This window comes from Thalassospira sp. MCCC 1A03138 (genome assembly GCF_002115785.1).
Classification (GTDB): domain Bacteria; phylum Pseudomonadota; class Alphaproteobacteria; order Rhodospirillales; family Thalassospiraceae; genus Thalassospira.
Genome location: NZ_JFJY01000003.1, coordinates 331,040 through 350,327, shown reverse-complemented (window position 1 = coordinate 350,327; position 19,288 = coordinate 331,040). Strand labels below are relative to the sequence as shown.

Below are 19,288 nucleotides of genomic sequence, written 5' to 3'. Positions count from 1 at the left end.
TCATGGTTGACTATACCCCTACCGAAATGATGACGGTTTCTGCCTCGCGCGCACTCAAGAATGACGATGTGTGCTTTGTCGGCATCGGCATGCCGTCGGCGGCGTGCAACCTTGCACGGTTGACGCATGCGCCGGAACTGACCCTGATTTATGAAAGCGGCACGATTGGCACGAAGCCGGACGTATTGCCACTATCCATCGGTGATGGCGAGCTGTGCGAAACGGCCGTCAATACCGTGCCGGTGCCGGAAATGTTCCGTTACTGGTTACAGGGCGGCAAGATTTCCGTCGGCTTCCTTGGCGCGGCACAGCTTGATAAATACGGCAACATCAACACCACCGTGATTGGCGATTATGACGATCCCAAAGTCCGCCTGCCGGGTGGTGGCGGGGCGCCGGAAATCGCGACGAGCTGTGGCGAGGTGTTTCTGGTGATGAAACAAAGCAAACGCGGCTTTGTTGAGAAGATCGATTTCGTGACCTCGCTTGGTCATGGCAAGGGCGGGGATGACCGCGCATCTTATGGTGTTGATACCAAAGGTCCGTCGCGTTTGATTACCGATCTTTGCATCATGGAACCGCATCCGGTTGGCAAGCATTTCATCGTGACATCGATCCATCCGGGCGTGAAGCGCGAAGATATTATCGAAAACACCGGCTGGGCTGTTGAATTTGCTGATGAACTCGCCGAAACTCCGGTGCCCGACGCGCACGAGCTTCAGGTCCTGCGTGACCTGCATGCCCGCACCGCCAAGGCCCATGAAGGCCAGCAGTAAGGACTTTGAATATGGCTGATGCTTATATCTGCGATTTTATCCGCACCCCGATTGGCCGTTTTGGCGGCAGTCTTTCGTCGGTTCGTGCGGACGACCTTGGTGCCATTCCGCTGAAGGCGTTAATCGAACGCAACCCGAATATCGATTTCGGCGATGTCGATGACGTGATTTTCGGATGTGCCAACCAGGCCGGTGAAGACAATCGCAACGTGGCGCGCATGTCGTCGCTTCTGGCCGGGTTGCCGGAAAATGTGACCGGCACGACGGTCAACCGTCTGTGCGGATCGGGTATGGACGCGATCATCATGGCCGCACGCGCGATCAAATCGGGCGAGGCCGATCTGATGATTGCCGGCGGTGTCGAAAGCATGTCGCGTGCGCCGTTTGTGATGCCAAAGGCCGAAACCGCCTTTTCGCGCAATGCGGAAATCTATGACACCACGATTGGCTGGCGTTTCATCAATCCGGTGATGAAAAAGCAGTACGGCGTTGATTCCATGCCGGAAACCGGTGAAAACGTGGCCGAGGATTTCAAGATCAGCCGTGCTGATCAGGATGCCTTTGCCGCCCGGTCGCAGGACAAGGCGGTGGCAGCACAGGAAAACGGTAATCTGGCTGCTGAAATCACGCCGGTCACCATTCCGCAGCGCAAGGCCGACCCGATCATCGTCGACAAGGACGAACATCCGCGTCCGGGCACGACAGCCGAAAAACTTGGCAAGCTGCCGACCCCGTTCCGCGAAGGCGGTTCGGTGACGGCGGGCAACGCATCGGGTGTGAATGACGGTGCGGCAGCATTGATCATTGCATCGGAGGCGGCGGTCAAGAAATACGGCCTGAAACCGATTGCCAAGGTGCTTGGCGGTGCAACGGCGGGTGTCCCGCCACGCATCATGGGTTTTGGCCCGGCACCGGCCAGCAAGAAGCTTCTGGCGCGTCTTGGCCTTACGACCGATCAGCTTGACGTGATCGAACTGAACGAGGCCTTTGCCTCGCAGGGGCTGGCGACATTGCGCGACCTTGGTCTTGCCGATGACGATGCGCGTGTGAACCCGAATGGCGGGGCGATTGCCCTTGGTCATCCGCTTGGCATGTCGGGCGCACGTATCACCGGGACGGCGGCGATGCAGCTGAAACGTACCGGTGGTAAATATGCGCTGGCGACGATGTGCATTGGCGTCGGGCAGGGCATTGCCATTGTGCTTGAAGCGGTCTGATTGATCGTTTGATTTCAAAAGGGCCCCTGTGCCGTTGAAGAACGGGCAGGGGCTTCTTTTTGTGTTGTTGACCGAACGCAATAGCGGCGCGACACTAGGGTTCTGACCCCTGCCAAACTGAAATAACACCTGTTTAAACGGTGGACCAAACCAGATGACGATTTCGCCTTTTGATTCTGCGATGCTTGGCAATCTGTTTGCCGATGCGGAAATTGCCGCGCTTTTTACCGATGATGCGCAGATCGCATCGATGGTGCTGTTTGAGGCGGCATTGGCATCGGCCGAGGCACGCGCGGGCGTGATCCCAGAAGCAAGTGCAAACCGTATTGCCGATATCTGCCGCGAATTTCGCCCCGATCCCGCAACATTGGCGGCGGGTACGGCAAGTGCCGGTGTGCCGGTGCCGGCATTGGTCAAGGCACTTAAGGCCGAGATCGGCGGGGATGATGCGCGTTATGTCCATTTTGGTGCGACAAGTCAGGATGTGTTTGATACGGGGCTTGTGTTGCGGCTTCGCGATGCGGTGGGGATTATCCGCCGCCGGACGCGCAAGCTGATCAAGGCATTGGTTGCGCAGGCCGAAACCCACCGGGCGACGGTCATGATCGGACGGACCCGTTCCCAGCAGGCCGTGCCAACCACATTCGGGCTTAAGGCCGCCGGATGGCTGGCACCACTGGTGCGGATTGATCAGCGGATTGATACGTTATGTTCTGACCTGTTCCGGTTAAGTTTTGGCGGGGCGGCGGGGACGCTGGCATCCATCGGGGACAAGGCGATCGAGGTTGAACGCAACCTGGCCGATGAACTTGAACTGCCGCCGACCGATATGCCGTGGCACAGCCAGCGCGATGTTCTGGTCGATTTTGCCGCACAGTTAACCGCACTTAGCGGTGCGCTTGGCAAGATGGGGCAGGATTTGGTTTTGCTGGCGCAATCCGAAATTGCCGAGGTCCAGCCGGGCAAGGGCGGTGGATCATCGACAATGCCGCATAAATCCAATCCGGTTCAGGCCGAGATGCTGATCACGCTGGCGCGGTTCAATGCAGGCCAGCTTGGCACATTTGCGCAAAGCCAGATCCATGAACATGAACGTTCTGGCGCAAGCTGGTTGCTGGAATGGCTGACATTGCCGCAGATGATCATGGCAACCGGGGCCGGATTGGCGCAGGCGGTTGATATGGTGCCGAGCCTTAAGGTCAATACTGACCGGATGGCGGCCAATCTTGAGCTGTCGCGTGGTGCGATGCTGGCGGAGGCCGCGACCTTTGCCCTTGCCGAGCATCTTGGGCGTGACGGGGCGGACAAGCTGGTGAAAGACGCGTTGTCGCGATCTGCCGCCAATCAAAGCAATCTGTTTGAAGAATTGCCAAAACTGACCGATGTCGGGATCGACTGGGCCAGGTTGCGCGATCCGGCGCATTATATCGGGCAGGCCGATGCCTTTGTCGAGCGGGTGGTGACAACCGCCCGTCGGGCGATCAAGGACAGTTGATATGAAAAGGCGGTCGGGAAATGACCGCCTTTTGATTTTGCCCGCCATCAGGTCACAGGACGCAGGCGTTTTTCAACGGCATAGTTATGGATCGGGACCCCGGCGACTTCAAAATCGCGGCGTTCAACCACGTGAAAGCCCTGTTTTAACAGGAAGCCCTTGGCGAGTTCGCTGGCTTCAGAATAGAGCTTTGCGATGTTGCGGTCACGTGCCGATTTTTCAAGGGCGTCATAAAGTGTCGTGACCGCACCGGTCCCGGCAAGTTCGGGCAGGGCATACAGAAAATGGATATGCCCGTCGGCTTCGAGATCGCAAAAGGCGACGGCCCGGCCGTTTGCATCGGCCGCAATCAGGCGCAGCCGACCATCATCCATCAGTTCGGCAAACCGTTCTGCGGTTGGGGCGAGAGACGTCCAGATGCCGACCTGATCAGGGTTATAGGCACGTGATCCCAGTTCCGTGACGGAACGGGTGTAAATTTCGGTCAGGACCGATGCATCGGTTGCGCGATACGGGCGGATGGTGATCACGTTTGTGAACCCCATGCCGCGTCAAAGAACCGGACTTCAAGTTCGGTTGCCTCGCGAAAACAGGAGAGACAGTTTGCACGGGCCGTGTCATCGAGTGTCGGTCCGGTTTTATCGAGCTGATCATTCAGAAAGGCGACGACACTTTCGAAATAGTCCCCCATATGCAGATCAAGCCATTCGGCGTACCAGAATTCTTTGGGGTGGCTTTTGATTTCATTGTGAACCCGGTCCGCCCAGCCAAGATAGGTGCCTTCGGCCACGGCCAGAACCGCCAGCATGCTGGCGTAGTCGTTGCTTTCCATGGCGGTGCGCATCAGGTCCTTGAAGTCCGAGGTGACGTCCCAATCCGGCATTTCGCGGCGTTCCTGTTCGGTGACGCCAAGCGCATCAAGTGATCGTTCGAAATAGGTGTTTTCCGGTCCGGTCAGAAGGGCGAGAAACTGGCAGGCCGGAATCCGGTCGGGCAGCGTTGGCGCACGTGATACGGCACCGGCCAGAAGGGCAACAAACCGGTCGATAAAACGGTGGTCCTGAATCAGATAGTTTTTGAGATTGCGGTCGGGAACCGCGGCCTTGCCCCAGGCATCGGTAAAGGGATGGTGGGTGACCTTGTGCCAATCATCGGCAACACACGTCTTGAGCCACTGGGAAAATGTGCCCGCCGGATTTTGTGCCTGCCAGACAGGCCAATCAGGTGTTGAGGCGTTTTCGGGTTGTGATGCAACGTTGTCGGTCATGATCCATCCCCAGAAATTTTGATTTGAGAGGGGCTTAGCACGCGCGGGAAAGGACCGCAACCGGGCGCTTTTGTACATTGCATTGCGATGGATCATTTTTAACACAAAAAAATGATAAAATTACATTTGATTATTATAATATTTAATTATAACCTTTGAGCCAGAGATTATTCATCCATTTAAAAAGCGGAGTTTCGCGATGAAAGCCAATGTTGGAACATTTGATCGTGTGGTACGGATCATCCTTGGTCTTGTACTGATTGTATTGCCGTTCATCCTTGCGACCGAGGCCGGTCCGTTTGCCACCCTTGGCGGTTTTGGCTGGCTTGCGATGATTGTGGGCGCGGTCATCCTGTTGACCGGGGTTATGCGATTCTGCCTGCTGTATCGCATTTTGGGTATTTGCACCTGTCAGACATCCACGAACTAGCATTATCGGCGTCCGACAATACCGGAGGAGTGGCATGAGTATCGGATCAGGCAAACCGTCGCTTCGGGCGGACAAATCGAAAATGCCGGTGGTGAAGGCATTTTTTGACGAGGCGACCTTTACGATCAGCTATGTGGTGCGCGATCCGCAAAGCAGTTGTTGCGCGATTATTGACTCGGTTCTGGATTATGACCCGGCAAGTGGCCGGACCAATACCGTTTCCGCCGATGCGATTGTTGCCTTTGTCCGCGAGGAAGGGCTTACGGTGCAATGGATACTTGAAACCCATGTCCATGCCGATCATCTGTCGGCGGCCCCGTATTTGAAGGACAAGCTGGGCGGGCGCATGGGTATCGGATCAAAGATCAGTGTGGTGCAGGAAACTTTTGGCAAGGTGTTTAATGCCGGAACGGAATTCCAGCGCGACGGCAGTCAGTTCGACCATCTGTTCGAGGATGAGGAAACGTTTGAAATCGGCGGGCTTTCGGCGCGTGCGCTGCATACGCCAGGGCATACACCCGCCTGCATGTCCTATGTGATTGGTGATAGCGTTTTTGTCGGCGATACGTTGTTCATGCCCGATTTTGGCACCGCAAGATGTGATTTTCCGGGTGGGGACGCGGCGACACTTTATCGGTCGGTGCAAAAGATTCTGGCCCTTCCGGGAGAAACACGGATGTTCCTTTGCCATGATTACAAGGCACCGGGGCGCGATATTTATATCTGGGAAACCACGGTGGCCGAAGAACGCGCCCATAATGTCCATGTCCGCGAAGGTATCAGTGAGGATCAATTCACCAAAATGCGCAAGGCCAAGGACGCGACATTGGATATGCCGCGCCTGATCCTGCCATCGGTTCAGGTAAATATGCGCGCTGGGGAGTTGCCACCAGCCGAAGATAATGGCATCCGTTATCTCAAGATTCCGCTTAACAGCCTTTGAGGGCAAAGGCGGGACGTTTCCGACGCGAAAGAATGGATGCAAGGACGATGAAACGCCTGAATGACGATCTTACCGTATCGCCCCAGATGCCGATTGAGGCACTGGATCACATTGCCCAAGCCGGTTTCAAGACGATCATTTGTAACCGGCCGGACAATGAAGATCCCGGCCAGCCACCGTTTAGTGCGGTCAAGGCGCGCGCCGAGGAACTTGGCCTTACGGCGGTGTTTCAGCCCGTGATGAGTGGCAATGTGCAGGACGGCGATGCCGATGCCTTTGCCAAGGCGTTAAACGAAGCTCCCAAACCGGTGTTTGCCTATTGCCGGACCGGAACGCGCTGCACGATTTTGTGGTCGCTTGCCAATGCCGGGAAGATGCCGGTCGAGGATATTGTCAAAACGGCTGCGGATGCGGGGTATGACATGTCTGGTCTGGCACCGCGGATCGCCGCACGGAGCTGATGATCCAGCGGTGTAGCCATTGGCGGAAACGGGCCGACGTGATTTGTGGCCTTGATGCCCCGGAGTGCCGAATGTGAAACGGTTGCACCGTTATTTTCCGATCCTCGACTGGGGACGGACCTATAACCGGCACGACGCCGCCAACGATATGACGGCGGCGGTGATCGTGACGGTAATGTTGATCCCGCAAAGTCTGGCTTATGCGATGCTGGCGGGATTGCCGCCCGAAGTCGGGCTTTATGCCTCCATCCTGCCATTGATTGCCTATGCGGTGTTTGGCACGTCCCGTGCCTTGGCCGTCGGGCCGGTTGCGGTCATTTCATTGATGACGGCATCGACCATTGGGGCGGCACAATTGCCCGAGGGCGTTAATGCCTTGATGGCGGCGGTGACATTGGCGGTGATGTCGGGTTTGATGTTGCTGGCGATGGGGATTTTCCGTTTGGGATTTCTGGCCAGCTTTTTGAGCCATCCGGTCATATCAGGTTTCATTACCGCATCGGGCATCCTGATTGCGTTGGGGCAGATGCGCCATATTCTGGGCCTTCAGATCCCGTCGGGAAATGCGATGCAAACCGCGACTGCGATTGTGCGATCCGTTGCAGACAGCAACCTTTCGACGGTTTTGATCGGGATTGGCAGCCTGATTTTCCTGTTTTGGGTGCGGATGTCGATGGGGGCGCTTCTGGTGCGGTTGGGGATGGCCAGGGTTTGGGCGTCGTTCTTGACCAAGGCCGGGCCGGTTCTGGTGGTGATCGTCACAACGTGGCTGGTCTGGCAGTTTGATCTGGCGGCGGTGGGCGTGCGGATTGTCGGCGATGTTCCGGTCGGGTTTCCAGGGCTGTCGATCCCATCCTTTGATCCGGAACTTGTCGTGCAATTTGTGGTGCCGGCATTGCTGATCAGCGTGATCGGATTTGTTGAATCGGTTTCGGTTGCCCAGACATTGGCGGCCAAGCGCCGCCAGCGCATTGTTCCCGATCAGGAATTGATTGCCCTTGGCGCATCGAACATCGCCGCCGGTTTTTCGGGCGGATATCCGGTGACGGGCGGGTTTGCCCGGTCGGTGGTGAATTTCGATGCCGGGGCGCAAACACCCGCCGCCGGTTTGATAACCGCGATTGCGATTGGGGCGGCGACATTTTTCTTAACGCCGCTTTTGTATTTTCTGCCGCATGCGACATTGGCCGCAACCATCATTGTCGCGGTATTAAGTCTTGTGGATATTGCGGCGATCCGGCGGGTCTGGGTTTATTCGAAACGCGATTTCAGCGCGATGATGGCAACCATTGCCGTAACGCTTTTGTTTGGTGTCGAGCCGGGGGTGATCAGCGGTGTGCTGCTGTCGATCATTTTGCATCTGCATCACACCAGCCGCCCGCATATTGCGGTGGTCGGTCTGGTGCCTGGAACCGAACATTTTCGCAATATCCATCGTCATCAGGTTTTGACCGGCACGCGGGTTTTGACGGTGCGCCCCGATGAAAGTCTTTATTTTGCCAATAGTCGTTATCTGGAAGACCGGATTTATGATCTGGTGGCGAAGAATCCGGGTTTGGCGCATGTGATTTTGATGTGTCCGGCGATTAATGAAATTGACGCTAGCGGTCTTGAAAGCCTTGAAGATATCAATCTGCGTCTGCGCGATGCCGGGGTTAAATTCCATCTATCTGAGGTCAAGGGACCGGTGATGGACCGGTTGGCGCGCACCGCGTTTTTATCGCATCTGAGCGGGCAGGTGTTTTTATCCCAATATGCCGCGATTGCCGCCCTTGACCCAATGATCATCAACCCGGATCAGGATGGCGACGGCATCGCGACCGTAGAGGCAGGATAGCGTTTTTGCGTGACACATCTGCCAAAATTGCACTTTAAGTTTCGAGGGATTAGAACGATATGGTCACGGCGCGCGACAATGGCGCGCATGCCATGTGTTTGAAGGTGCCGTTTTGAGCGACTTATCACTTCGTATGGCGGTCGAGGGCGATCTGGATGCCCTTTGTGCCATCGAAAACCAATCCTTTTTGATCGACCGTCTGTCGCGCCGCGCTTTCAAGCGTTTCCTGGGCAGCGAGACGGCGCGCCTTTGTGTTGCCGAACGCGATGGCGCGGTTGTCGGCTATGCCCTGGTGATTTTCCGATCCAACGTCGCGATGGCACGGCTTTATTCCATGGCGGTCCTTGATGCGCACCGCGGGCATGGGATCGGCCGGGCACTCCTGACCCGGGCCGAGGAACTCAGCCTTGATTTCGGGGCCCCGATCCTGCGGCTTGAAGTCAACCCGGGTAACGAAACGGCGATTGGATTGTTCAAGGCGGCGGGATATCGCGAATTTGCCCTGTATCCCGATTATTATCCCGATCATTCCGACGCGCTGCGCATGGAACGTGTTCTGGTGCCGCAATCCCTGCGTCGGCCATCGCCGATCCATTTTTATCACCAGACCATGCCATTCACCTGTGGACCGGCGGCATTGATGATGGCGATGAATGCGCTTGATCCCAATGTCGAAATGGATCGCAATCAGGAAATTGCGCTTTGGCGTGAGGCAACCACGGTATTCATGACATCGGGGCATGGCGGCTGCGGGCCGCTTGGCCTTGGACTGGCGGCGCATAAACGCGGATTTGATGTCGAGGTTTTAAGCAGCCGTGACGGGCCGCTTTTTGTTGATACGGTGCGTAAACCCAAAAACCGCGAAGTTGTCGAGCTGGTGCATTATGATTTCGCCCGGCAGGCACGCGAGGCCGGTATTCCGGTAACCACCGGGCCGTTCAGCATTGCCGAGATCGAAGAGCGGTCAAAACAGGGCAAGATCGCGCTTGTCCTGATCAGCCAGTATCGTATTTACGGCGATAAAATCCCGCACTGGGTCGTGGTTTCGGGTTTTGATGACCGCTATGTCTATGTCACCGATCCGGATATTGGCGAAGATCACGAACCGTTCAGCGGCAGCGATTGCGTATCGACACCGATCCTGCGCAACGAGTTTGACCTTATGGTTCGTTATGGCCGGGACAAGCTGCAGGCGGCGGTATTTATTGAAAAAAGGGCCGGATAAACCGGCCCTTTGTCATTTTGATTGGAATGCATTACGGACGCGCGATCTTGCCCAGAAGGTGGGCGATGATCCGGCGATACAGGTCCATGCCGAGCACGACATCCTCGACCCCGCCGTCGATGTTGGGGTTGTCGTTGACTTCGATCACCATCGGGCCGTGCGGGGTTTCTTTCATATCGACACCATAAAGACCATCGCCCATCAGGCGGGCCGCAGCCAAGGCTGTGGAAACGATATCAGCCGGGGCATCTTCGACGGCGACGGTTTCAAAGCCGCCTTCCTCGAACGATTTGCCGTCGTCTTCGTGTTTGACGATCTGCCAGTGGCCCGGCGCCATGAAATAGCGGCTGGCAAATAGTGGCTCGCCCCCCAGAACGCCAATGCGCCAGTCAAAGGTGGTTTCGACATATTCCTGAATGACGAGAAGTTCGGAATTTTTGAACATCTCGGTCGCGACTTCGGCCAGATGTTCGGGTGATTTCACCTTGCGCACCCCGCGCGAGAAGCAGCCATCGGGTACCTTGAGCACCGATGGGAAGCTGAATTGCTGTCCGATTTCGGCAATGCGGCGTTTATCGAAAATCATGCTGCGCGGGGCCGGAATACGGTGCGTACGCAGCAATTCGGCAAGATACACCTTGTTCGTGCAGCGCAGGATTGAGTCCGGATCGTCAATCACCGGAATGCCTTCCTTGCGCGCCCGTTTGGCAAAGCGATAGGTGTGATGATCAAGGGCGGTGGTTTCGCGGATCAGCAGCGCATCAAATTCCGACAGGTGATGGAAATCCTTGGCCGTGATCAGTTCGGCCTTGGCACCAAGGTCGGAGGCGGCCTGAATGAACAGGGCCAATGCATCACTATCGGATGGCGGCAGGACCGCATCGGGATCATGCAGGATCGCCACCAGCGCGCTTGGCGGGTTGCCGCCAGATGCCGGTTTGCGCACGCGACCGCGCAGATAGGCACGGATGGCGCTTTCGAATGCGGGCAGGTCTTCGGCACCCAGTTGGCTTAGTGCCGGGGCTTCGATTTCGCGCAGGATTTTCTTGTCCGACGGGTTCAGATGCAGACGCAGGATAGGACAGCGGAACTGGTCAAAGGCGCGTTGAGCGATATCGCGGAAGCGTTTATCGACGGTGCGGCCAAAGAATACGTCGATCTTCGTCGGGTGATCGCCCGGTTTGGCCAAGGCCTCGACGATTTGCGGGCTCATTTCCGCGCGTGCGGTTTTTTGCAGCCGTTTCCAGTTCAGATCAAGAAGGACGTCTGCTTCGGGGATTACGCGTTCGCTGCGTGCGGCGGCAAGCAAGCTGCAATAATAACCGCGTGACAGATATTCATAGGACTGGCACAGGTTGATGACACGGCGGTTACGCACCCCATGATCAAGCGCAAGATATTCGCGCACCCGCATGATGCGTGCGCCGGGGACCTGAAACGGCAAATCTTTCAACCGGTCGACAAGGATCAGCGGCGCACCGGTTGCGACCGCGGGGGATCGTTCGGTCGGGATGTCATACAGATCATGTTGCAGGCGAATGCCATCGGCACCGTCTTCGTAATAGCCGGGCAGATCGGCAATCTGTTGATAGCCGTGGCGGTCATAAAGATTGCGGGCATTGCTGTTTTCAACGCGCACTTCAAGGCGGATACGCACACATCCGGCATCAATCGCCAGGTTTTCAAGCCCGGCCAGAAGTTGGGTGCCAAGGCCCTTGCCACGCCATTTATCGGAAATCGCCAGCGAATAAATGCGTGCGGTTGTCGTATTGGCGCGCAGCAAAAGCAGGCCATAGCCGACAATGTCGGGTTTGCCGCTTTCGCCGGCATCGGCGACCAGAAGGCGGGCGGAAGATTGGCGCAGGAAGCGTGAAAAGCCCGATCGTGAAATCGTATCGCTGGTGAAGCTGCCAGCTTCAAGGGCGCACAGGCCATCCAGATCGGACCGGGTTGCTGTGCGGATGATGACGGGCAGGGAGAAATTTGATGTCGCGTTCGAATTCACGTGGGGCCTCCGGCTTTTGGGTGGCAGCAGCAAAAATTGCTTTCAACTTCGAGTAAGGCTGGCACATTTTTATGACAAGTGCGTTTAACGATCACAGCCATGCCATTTTTTCATGCTGTCTGATCCTTGGTGTCTTCGACCTGCGTATAGAATGAAAATATGGTAGACGCTTGGCAAGTGGCTTAAAACAATAAACGGATTGGTCTGCGCGAAAATGCGGCCAACCGTTAAATAAGTCTATCGGGACAGAGTGAAAATATTGGGGACGTCTTTGGCCAACAGGGGTAAACGCTACAACCGCAAATCCAGACTGCGTGGCATTGGTGTTGTGTCTGTTCTGTTGATGGGGACGGCGGTTTCGGGATGTTCGGGCGATGGCGTTCTATCCGAACTTGGTTTCGGTAAGGACAGCGATAGTGCGGCGCAGGATGCGCTAGGTGCCAAAGTTCCCTATCAGGTCAAGATCGAAGGCATTGATCCGCAGGAAGAAAAACTGATCAATGCGTTGCGCGAAGTCAGCACATCAATCCGGTTGCAATCGCGTCCCACGCCATCACTTGCCGGGCTTGAACGCCGGGCCGAGGATGATGTGGAGCGGTTCGAGACCGTTTTGCGGGCCTTCGGGTTTTATGACGGGCAGGTCGCGTTCAATATCCGCAAGGCAGAACCCGATGATCCGAACATATCGGACGACGAAAATGGCGGCGATGGCGATGACGTTGTCAGCGCGACAAGCGAGCCGGCTGCTGGCGCACCGGCAGGTGGGGAACAACCCGATCCGGTCGACTTAGTTTATGTGGTCGATGTCAAGCAGCCCTATCTTTTGTCTGAAGTGAAATTTTCAATTGTCCGTCCGGATCATACGACCAAACGCGAGGCCACGGATGAGGAGCTTGAGCGGTCAAATTTGCACCTTGGACAGCGTGCAGCCGCAGATCCGATTATTCTGGCCGAACAATATGCCGTCGATATCATGCGTGATCGAGGTTATCCATTGGTGGAAGCGGGCCAGCGAACCGTAATTGCAAATACCACCGAAAAGACCATTTCGGTGACCTATGAGCTGATCACCGGTGCGCAAGCCAATTTTGGCAAGGTCAATGTCAAAGGGGCAGAAAGTGTTGATGAGGATTTCATCGCCGGTTATCGCAGTTGGAAACCAGGGCAGAAATATTCCCCCGAAGAAGTCAAAACGACGCGCCGCGATCTGGCGCAATCGAACCTGTTTGACAGCGTGATCGTCAAACCGGTCGGGCCGGTTGCCGAAAATGGTGAAATCCCCGTCGAGATCGAAGTGCACGAACGCAAACATCGTACGATTGGTGGCGGGGTTGATTTTTCAACTGCCGAAGGGCCGGGGGCGAATGCGTTCTGGGAAAACCGCAATCTGTTCGGGGCGGGTGAACGGCTCAGACTTGGTATCGAAGGTTCGGGACAAAGCCAGGGGCTTGAGGCAACATTCCGCAAACCGCAATTCCTTAAGCGTCGTCAGGCGCTTGTGGCGGATGGGTCGGCCAAGAATTACAGCACGGATGCCTATGACGGCGAACTGGTCGAAAGCTTTGTCGGGGTCGAACGCAAGTTTGGTGATTACTGGTCTGTCACGCTTGGCCCGACGGCAGAATATTCCAACCTTACCGGTGCGGATTCGCCCAATGAAGAATTCTATCTGGGTGGTTTGCGGGGGATTTTGCGGCGTGACAGCACGGATAATCCGCTTGATCCGACCGAGGGCAACCGGCTTGAATTCAATGTGTCGCCCTATACCAGTCTGAGCGGTCCAAGCGCACAATTCACATCCGTTTCATTGAACGGATCGCAATATTTCGCCTTTGACGAAGAAGGCGATTATGTCCTTGCGGGGCGGGGGCGTGCGGGGATGATTATTGGCGAAGACAGATCGGATCTTCCGGCCAACAAACGGTTCTATTCCGGTGGTGGTGGATCGGTTCGCGGTTACGAATATCAGAAAGTCGGGCCGCTTGATGAGGATGGTGATCCGCTTGGCGGGCGTTCGGTGCTTGAGGCCGGGGTCGAATTCCGGGCGCGTGTGACGGAAAGTTTTGGCATCGTGCCATTCATCGAAGGCGGCAACGTGTTTGAGGCAAGTGACCCCGAAGACCTTGATCTGCTTTGGGCGGCGGGGCTTGGTTTCCGGTATTATACGGCGGTCGGGCCGTTGCGTTTTGACGTCGCCGTGCCGCTTGATAAGCGTGACAATGTTGACGACGATTTCCAGATTTATCTTAGCCTTGGACAAGCATTTTGACGTTGCCTGACGATCCCAAACCATCCGGAACCACCAAACGCGGAAGGGTTGCCAAATGGGCGCGACGTGGCGCGATTGCGTTTACATGTCTTTTGCTGACCGTGATCCTGATTGTCGGTATTGCGGGGACCGGGCCGGTATTGCGTGCGCTAACGCCGTGGCTGAACGATACGGTTTCTGATGCGATAGAAGGCGATTTTGAACTGGGCCGGATCGAGGGCAGCCTTTGGACGGGGCTTTCGCTTGATCGTTTGTCGATGTTGATGCCGTCATCCGGCTTGGCCGTGGATGTCAGTCAGTTCGGGTTTGACTGGTCCCCGCTTGCCCTTTTGGGTGGGACGCTTCGGATCAATCGCGTCGAAAGTGCCGCGATTGATGTGGTCTTGCCCGATATGTCCGGCACGGACGAGACGGCAGAGGAAGAAGAGGCCGCATCAGGCGGTTTTGCACCGCCATTGGCCATCGAGCTTGGCAAACTGGCGCTTGGCAATGTACGCATTTCCGATCCCGCCAGCGGCAAAAGTTTTGACTATGGTCTAAGCGCCAGTGCGGCAATTCGCGAAAACCTTGAAGCGGCCTTGTCACTTGATCTGCAACCGCTTGATGACAGCATTGACCGGTTGCATGTCGAGCTTGATCTTGATGCTGATGCGCAGCGATTAAAGGCCGATATCGAAGGCGAGCTTGATCGTGCAGGGTTGGTCATGACCCTTGCCGGGTTGGCACCAGAAGATGCGCCAAATATCACGATCAGCCTGAAAGGGGATGGCCCGGCGACAGGCTGGAAAGGGCGGATCGAACTTGCGGCAAGTGACTTGGTCACGCTTGGCGGTGATTTGGGCTTGCTGCTTGATGACAGCCGGATCGGGTTTGACCTTGATGGTCTGTTGGCAATGCAGGGAGAGCTGGCCGGACAGCTTCCCGACCCGTTGAAGGGCGACGTTGATTTGGGGATTGGCGGGCAGTTTGATGCGGATGCCAATATCCTTTCGGTCACACGCGCCGACATCGCAAAATCCGGTCTTGCGACGATTGGCGCGACGGCGGAAATCGATTTTGATGAGAGCACTCTTCTGGCCGATCTGCACGGGGATATTGATCCGGCGACATCGGGACTGATTGAGGATGCGGTGACATGGGGCGGGCTTGATGTGGTCGCGCATGCCGAAGGGCCGCTTGAATTGCCTGATGTGACGGTGATGCTGCGCGGGGATCAGGTTGCGACACCGGTATCAACCATCGAAACATTGGCACTTGATGCCGATCTGCGCGGGGATGAAGACGGGTTTTCTGTTCAAAGCCGGATCGATGTTTCGGGCAATGAATGGCAGGATGCCGATCTTGGCGCGATGCTGGGCAATGCGCAGCAGGTTGCCCTTGATGCGGCAATTGCACCGGATTTCAGCAAGTTTGCCCTTGGCAACATCAGTATCATCACGTCGGGTATTTCGGTTAACGGTAAGACCGATATCAATGACGTGATGGCGGTGACGGATGGCGAATTGATTGCCGACATTCGTGATCTTGCTATTTTTGCGCCGATTTCGGGTCTTGACCTGCGCGGGACAGGTCAGGTTGCGATACGCGATCTGACATGGTCGGTTGAGCAGGGCGGGACGGCTAATATTGCAATCGAGGCCGATCAGGCCGGGTTTGGCATTGCCGATCTTGATCGCATTGTCGGGGCGACGCCAACCATTGATGGCAAGCTTGCGGTCAGTGATGCATTTGATCTGTCGATCACGCTTGATCAGATTGTCACCGCGATGGTTTCCGGCCCGGCGCAGATCGATATTTCAAATGAATTCAGCGATTTGTCGATTGATTCTGAACTTTCAGTTCAACCTGGTGTGGTGCCGCCTGATGTCGGTGTTTCCATCGCCCCGGCGACGATTTCGATCAATCTTGACGGGGATATTGCGGCACCGGCGGGAACGATAAAGCTTGCGACACCATCGGTTTTGGCCGATGGGCAGAAGTTTGAAAAACTTGATCTTGTGAGCGAAATGCGCTGGTCCGATCAGGCGGTATTGTCGCTGATCAACAAGGCCGGGTTTGCCTTGATGGGGCGTAATTACGATCTGGCGGCGGATGTGGTTTTGCCCACGGATGGATTACGGGTTGATAACATTGCCCTGAGCGGCGAGCGGCTTGAGCTTGTTGGTAGCCTGATGTTGCCAGATTACGCCGTGCCGATGCGTGGCAAGATTTCGGTGCGTAAACTTGATGCCGTGATGCTGTCTGATTTCGGGGCACCGGTGACGAACGGTGCGCTAACCGCGGATGTGGCGTTTGTACCGAAATCAGGCCAGCAGCAGATTGACGTGAATGCGAACATCAAGGGCATTCGGCTTGCCGCCGAAGAAGGTGCGGAGCAATCTGCGATCGAGGATGTCGTTCTGGCGGGATCGATCCTGAACGCGTTTGAAAAGCCCGGCTTTGATTTGACCCTGAACGGGCGTGATATTCGTTTTGCGCCGCTTGCCATCAATGAGTTGCAGACCGAGATTTCCGGCGATCTTTCGGCCATAGGAATTGCAACGAATGCCAATGGTCAGCTTCGCGACAGTATCCCGATTAAACTTGATAGCATGGTCGAACTTGGGCTTTCGGATGGCATCAATGTTCGTGCCGATCTGCTTGATATCAATATCGGCAGCCAGAGCATCGCGCTTCGTGAACCATTGCTGTTTAGCCAAACCGACACAGGGCAGCAGAAGCTTGATGCGGCATTGAATGTGGGCGCGGGGCAAGTGATTGCCAAGCTTGATCTGACGCCAAAGAAAAGCTTTGCGGCCAAGGCGCAGATTTCCGATCTGGTACTAGGCCCGTGGGGAGAGATGTTTGGCCTGAGCGGGCTGGACGGCACAATGAATATCGCCGCTGAGATGTCGGAACGTGCCGGGGAACTGCCGGTGGCGACCGTTTCGGGCGGGATTGGCAAGATCACGACCGTCGCGGTCAAGGACCTGAAGCCATTTGAAATGGTGCTTGATCTGGCGTTGCGTGACGGTCAGTTCGATGGCAATGCGACACTTGGTAATGATGAGGCCCAGATTGTAGAGGCGCGCGGTACCGTGCCGCTTGGTATTTCCATACTTAAACAGGATTACACCCTTGATCCGGTGGCTCCGATTGATGCACTGGTCAAGGTTGATGGCGAAATCGCGCAATTCTGGCCATATGTCCCAGCCCCTGATCATGTCCTGTCTGGCAATCTCAAACTTGATGTGGTCGCCAAGGGTACACTCGATGCGCTTGATTGGAATGGCAATATCGCCCTTTCGGGTGGGGCGTATGAGCATCTGGAATATGGCACGCTGTTAAAGCAGATCACGATCAATGGCGATTTTGATCAGAACGGTTTGCGGGTTTCGGAAATCTCGGCAACCGATGGCGGCAATGGCCGGATTAGCGGGGCAGCCGAGGTGACGTTGGATGGCGATCCGCTTTTGAGCTACAAGGCGGAGCTTAAGGTTGATAACGCAGCGCTGTCGCGTAAGGATGAACTGCAATTCTGGGCTGATGTGACGGCATCTGTTACCGGAACCGAACAGACTGCTGATATCCAAAGCAATGTGACGCTGCGCCGTGGTGAAGTCGACCTGACCCTTGCGCTGCCAGTGTCGGTCTCGACGCTTGATGTCGAGAATATCGAAGATTCCAGGCAGCGTGAGGAAGAAGAGGAAAAGAAAAACGCGGCATCGGGTTTTGTCGGCAATCTTGACGTGACGGTTGATATTCCAGGGCGTTTGTTTGTGCGTGGGCGGGGGCTTGATTCCGAATGGGGTGGCAAGCTTGATATCAGCGGGACAACCGCAGAGCCGATCATTGTCGGGCAATTGCAGGCGCTTCGCGGGCAGCTTGATATCATTGGCAAGACATTTGTGATCAAGGATTCCAAAATCACGTTTTCCGGTGCGACACCGCCCGATCCGTTGCTGGATATCGCAGGGGTTTATACCACTGATGATCTGACTGTAACCGCCGGGTTCCAAGGCCCGGCAAGCGACCCGGAACTGGTTTTGACATCCAATCCGTCCCTGCCAGAAGATGAAATCCTGTCGCAGGTCCTGTTTGGCAAGTCCCAAGGCAGCCTGAGCGCGATTGAGGCCGTGCAGCTTGCCAGTGCGGTGAACGAGCTTTCGGGTGGTGGCGGTGGCCTTGATATTGTTGGGTCGATCCGCCGCTTTATCGGGGCCGATGTTTTGCAGGTTGGCGGCGGCGAAGACGGCCCGAACGTCAAGGTGGGTAAATACCTGACGGACGGGGTCTATGTCGGGACCAAGACCGGCACGACCCCGGGGTCAAGCGGGGTCGAGGTCGAGATTGAATTGACGCCAAATATCAGCGTGACCAGTGAAACCACCGAAATCGACAGCAAGGCCGGTGTTCAGTTCCGGCTTGATTACTGATCAAGTTTGATGTCGCTGATATCAACCAGCGCCCCGCGCCGTGAAATCACACGGCCTGCGACCTTTTGCGCAACCGCGATCGCGGCGGGCACATCACGCCCGGCATTGCGGGCGGCAAGGTATGATCCGTTAAACGAATCCCCGGCCGACGTCGTATCGACGATATCGGTGACTTTGGGTGGTGTTACGGTGCCGGTTTCGCCGTCCTTGATCGAATAAAAGGTCGGTTCACCACCGCATTTGACAACAACCTCGTCCGCGCCCAGCGAATGCCAGCGTTTGGCGGTGGCAGAGGCCGTTGCATCGCCAAACAGCGCGCTGTCGTCATCAAATGTCGGCAGGACGGTGTGGCAATGGGGGGCAATCGCCAGATAGGTTGCCATTGCATCGTCCTGATCGGCCCAAAGGCGCGGACGGTGATTGGTATCAAAGCAGACTTTGCCGCCCTGTTTGGCAAAATCCTTTGCAATGCTGATCAGGGTCTGGCGGTCTTTATCAGACAGGATTGCCAGTGTGATTCCCGAAAGATACAGGCAATCGAACCCGCCAAGCGCATCGCGCACCACGGTATCGTGGCCGCCCTGAAGCATCTGTTTGGCGGCGGCATTGTTGCGCCAGTAGGAAAAGCTGCGTTCACCGGTTTCATCGGTCTGGATGGCATAAAGACCGGGAAGGGCGCCATCGATGCGACGAACCAGCGTCGTGTCGATATTATCGTTCTGCCAGGCGGCAATCATCGCGTCGCTATAGGGGTCCGTGCCCAGTGCCGTGATGTAGGAAACATCTGTATCAGGTGTCGCAAGCAGGCGGCTGGTGCGTGCCATATAGGTTGCACCATTAAGCGTATCACCGGCAAAGCCGAGATTGGCCGCGCCAAAAATGCTGCCGGGGGATGTTCCGGCAAGCTCGATCATACATTCGCCGATAAAGGCAGTACGGGTCATTGGG

The 19,288-nt window shown here is 56.1% G+C and carries 14 protein-coding genes; 10 read left to right on the top strand and 4 right to left on the bottom strand.

Annotated elements, in window-relative coordinates:
• Window positions 1-2: 2 nt before the first annotated feature.
• From TH468_RS09425 to TH468_RS09415, 3 genes are all read left to right on the top strand, one after another.
• Window positions 3-776 (top strand): CoA-transferase subunit beta, encoded by a 774-nt coding sequence (locus TH468_RS09425; protein ID WP_085643515.1) that lies wholly within the window; start codon window positions 3-5, stop codon window positions 774-776.
• Between the two features lie 11 nt (window positions 777-787).
• Window positions 788-1,993 (top strand): 3-oxoadipyl-CoA thiolase, encoded by a 1,206-nt coding sequence (gene pcaF / locus TH468_RS09420; RefSeq protein WP_085643513.1) that lies wholly within the window; start codon window positions 788-790, stop codon window positions 1,991-1,993.
• A 154-nt stretch (window positions 1,994-2,147) separates the two neighbouring features.
• Window positions 2,148-3,488 carry a 3-carboxy-cis,cis-muconate cycloisomerase gene (locus tag TH468_RS09415; RefSeq protein ID WP_085643511.1) on the top strand — a complete coding sequence of 447 codons (1,341 nt, stop codon included), beginning with the start codon at window positions 2,148-2,150 and terminating at the stop codon, window positions 3,486-3,488.
• 47 nt (window positions 3,489-3,535) lie between these two features.
• Here TH468_RS09415 and TH468_RS09410 read toward each other — a convergent pair whose 3' ends face one another.
• Entirely contained in the window at window positions 3,536-4,033 is a 498-nt protein-coding gene (locus TH468_RS09410) for a GNAT family N-acetyltransferase (RefSeq protein WP_085643509.1), read from the bottom strand.
• The gene (locus tag TH468_RS09405; protein WP_085643507.1) at window positions 4,015-4,755 is read right to left on the bottom strand and encodes a TenA family protein; all 741 of its coding nucleotides are present in this window, start codon (window positions 4,753-4,755) and stop codon (window positions 4,015-4,017) included. The genes TH468_RS09410 and TH468_RS09405 overlap by 19 nt, the downstream gene beginning before the upstream one ends.
• 199 nt (window positions 4,756-4,954) lie before the next feature.
• Here TH468_RS09405 and TH468_RS09400 point away from each other — a divergent pair, with 199 nt between their 5' ends.
• From TH468_RS09400 to TH468_RS09380, 5 genes are all read left to right on the top strand, one after another.
• Window positions 4,955-5,185: a DUF2892 domain-containing protein gene (locus TH468_RS09400; protein ID WP_037991445.1), complete on the top strand. Its 231-nt coding sequence runs from the start codon at window positions 4,955-4,957 to the stop codon at window positions 5,183-5,185.
• A gap of 34 nt (window positions 5,186-5,219) precedes the next feature.
• Window positions 5,220-6,128: an MBL fold metallo-hydrolase gene (locus TH468_RS09395; protein ID WP_085643505.1), complete on the top strand. Its 909-nt coding sequence runs from the start codon at window positions 5,220-5,222 to the stop codon at window positions 6,126-6,128.
• Between the two features lie 47 nt (window positions 6,129-6,175).
• On the top strand, window positions 6,176-6,589 hold the full coding sequence (locus tag TH468_RS09390; protein WP_085643660.1) for a TIGR01244 family sulfur transferase: 414 nt from the start codon (window positions 6,176-6,178) through the stop codon (window positions 6,587-6,589).
• 73 nt (window positions 6,590-6,662) lie between these two features.
• Window positions 6,663-8,426, top strand: coding sequence for a SulP family inorganic anion transporter (locus tag TH468_RS09385; protein ID WP_085643658.1), 1,764 nt, complete (start codon window positions 6,663-6,665; stop codon window positions 8,424-8,426).
• Window positions 8,427-8,538: 112 nt separating this feature from the next.
• Window positions 8,539-9,651 carry a peptidase C39 family protein gene (locus tag TH468_RS09380; protein WP_246832276.1) on the top strand — a complete coding sequence of 371 codons (1,113 nt, stop codon included), beginning with the start codon at window positions 8,539-8,541 and terminating at the stop codon, window positions 9,649-9,651.
• A gap of 31 nt (window positions 9,652-9,682) precedes the next feature.
• On the opposite strand, the gene TH468_RS09375 is transcribed toward TH468_RS09380, so the two are convergent.
• Entirely contained in the window at window positions 9,683-11,656 is a 1,974-nt protein-coding gene (locus TH468_RS09375) for a GNAT family N-acetyltransferase (protein WP_085643501.1), read from the bottom strand.
• A gap of 271 nt (window positions 11,657-11,927) precedes the next feature.
• On the opposite strand from TH468_RS09375, the gene TH468_RS09370 reads away from it, so the two are divergent.
• Window positions 11,928-13,925, top strand: coding sequence for an autotransporter assembly complex family protein (locus TH468_RS09370; protein ID WP_085643499.1), 1,998 nt, complete (start codon window positions 11,928-11,930; stop codon window positions 13,923-13,925).
• Window positions 13,922-18,340 (top strand): translocation/assembly module TamB domain-containing protein, encoded by a 4,419-nt coding sequence (locus tag TH468_RS09365; RefSeq protein WP_085643497.1) that lies wholly within the window; start codon window positions 13,922-13,924, stop codon window positions 18,338-18,340. The genes TH468_RS09370 and TH468_RS09365 overlap by 4 nt, the downstream gene beginning before the upstream one ends.
• Here the strand turns inward: TH468_RS09365 and TH468_RS09360 are convergent.
• Window positions 18,334-19,284 (bottom strand): sugar kinase, encoded by a 951-nt coding sequence (locus TH468_RS09360; RefSeq protein WP_085643495.1) that lies wholly within the window; start codon window positions 19,282-19,284, stop codon window positions 18,334-18,336. The genes TH468_RS09365 and TH468_RS09360 overlap by 7 nt on opposite strands.
• Between the last annotated feature and the right edge of the window lie 4 nt (window positions 19,285-19,288).

What these genes read in the sequence shown, in the direction of transcription:
- TH468_RS09425 (WP_085643515.1), top strand. Translation starts at nt 3, where the DNA reads ATGGTTGACTATACCCCTACCGAAATGATGACGGTTTCTGCCTCGCGC.
- pcaF (WP_085643513.1), top strand. Translation starts at nt 788, where the DNA reads ATGGCTGATGCTTATATCTGCGATTTTATCCGCACCCCGATTGGCCGT.
- TH468_RS09415 (WP_085643511.1), top strand. Translation starts at nt 2,148, where the DNA reads ATGACGATTTCGCCTTTTGATTCTGCGATGCTTGGCAATCTGTTTGCC.
- TH468_RS09410 (WP_085643509.1), bottom strand. Translation starts at nt 4,033, where the DNA reads ATGGGGTTCACAAACGTGATCACCATCCGCCCGTATCGCGCAACCGAT.
- TH468_RS09405 (WP_085643507.1), bottom strand. Translation starts at nt 4,755, where the DNA reads ATGACCGACAACGTTGCATCACAACCCGAAAACGCCTCAACACCTGAT.
- TH468_RS09400 (WP_037991445.1), top strand. Translation starts at nt 4,955, where the DNA reads ATGAAAGCCAATGTTGGAACATTTGATCGTGTGGTACGGATCATCCTT.
- TH468_RS09395 (WP_085643505.1), top strand. Translation starts at nt 5,220, where the DNA reads ATGAGTATCGGATCAGGCAAACCGTCGCTTCGGGCGGACAAATCGAAA.
- TH468_RS09390 (WP_085643660.1), top strand. Translation starts at nt 6,176, where the DNA reads ATGAAACGCCTGAATGACGATCTTACCGTATCGCCCCAGATGCCGATT.
- TH468_RS09360 (WP_085643495.1), bottom strand. Translation starts at nt 19,284, where the DNA reads ATGACCCGTACTGCCTTTATCGGCGAATGTATGATCGAGCTTGCCGGA.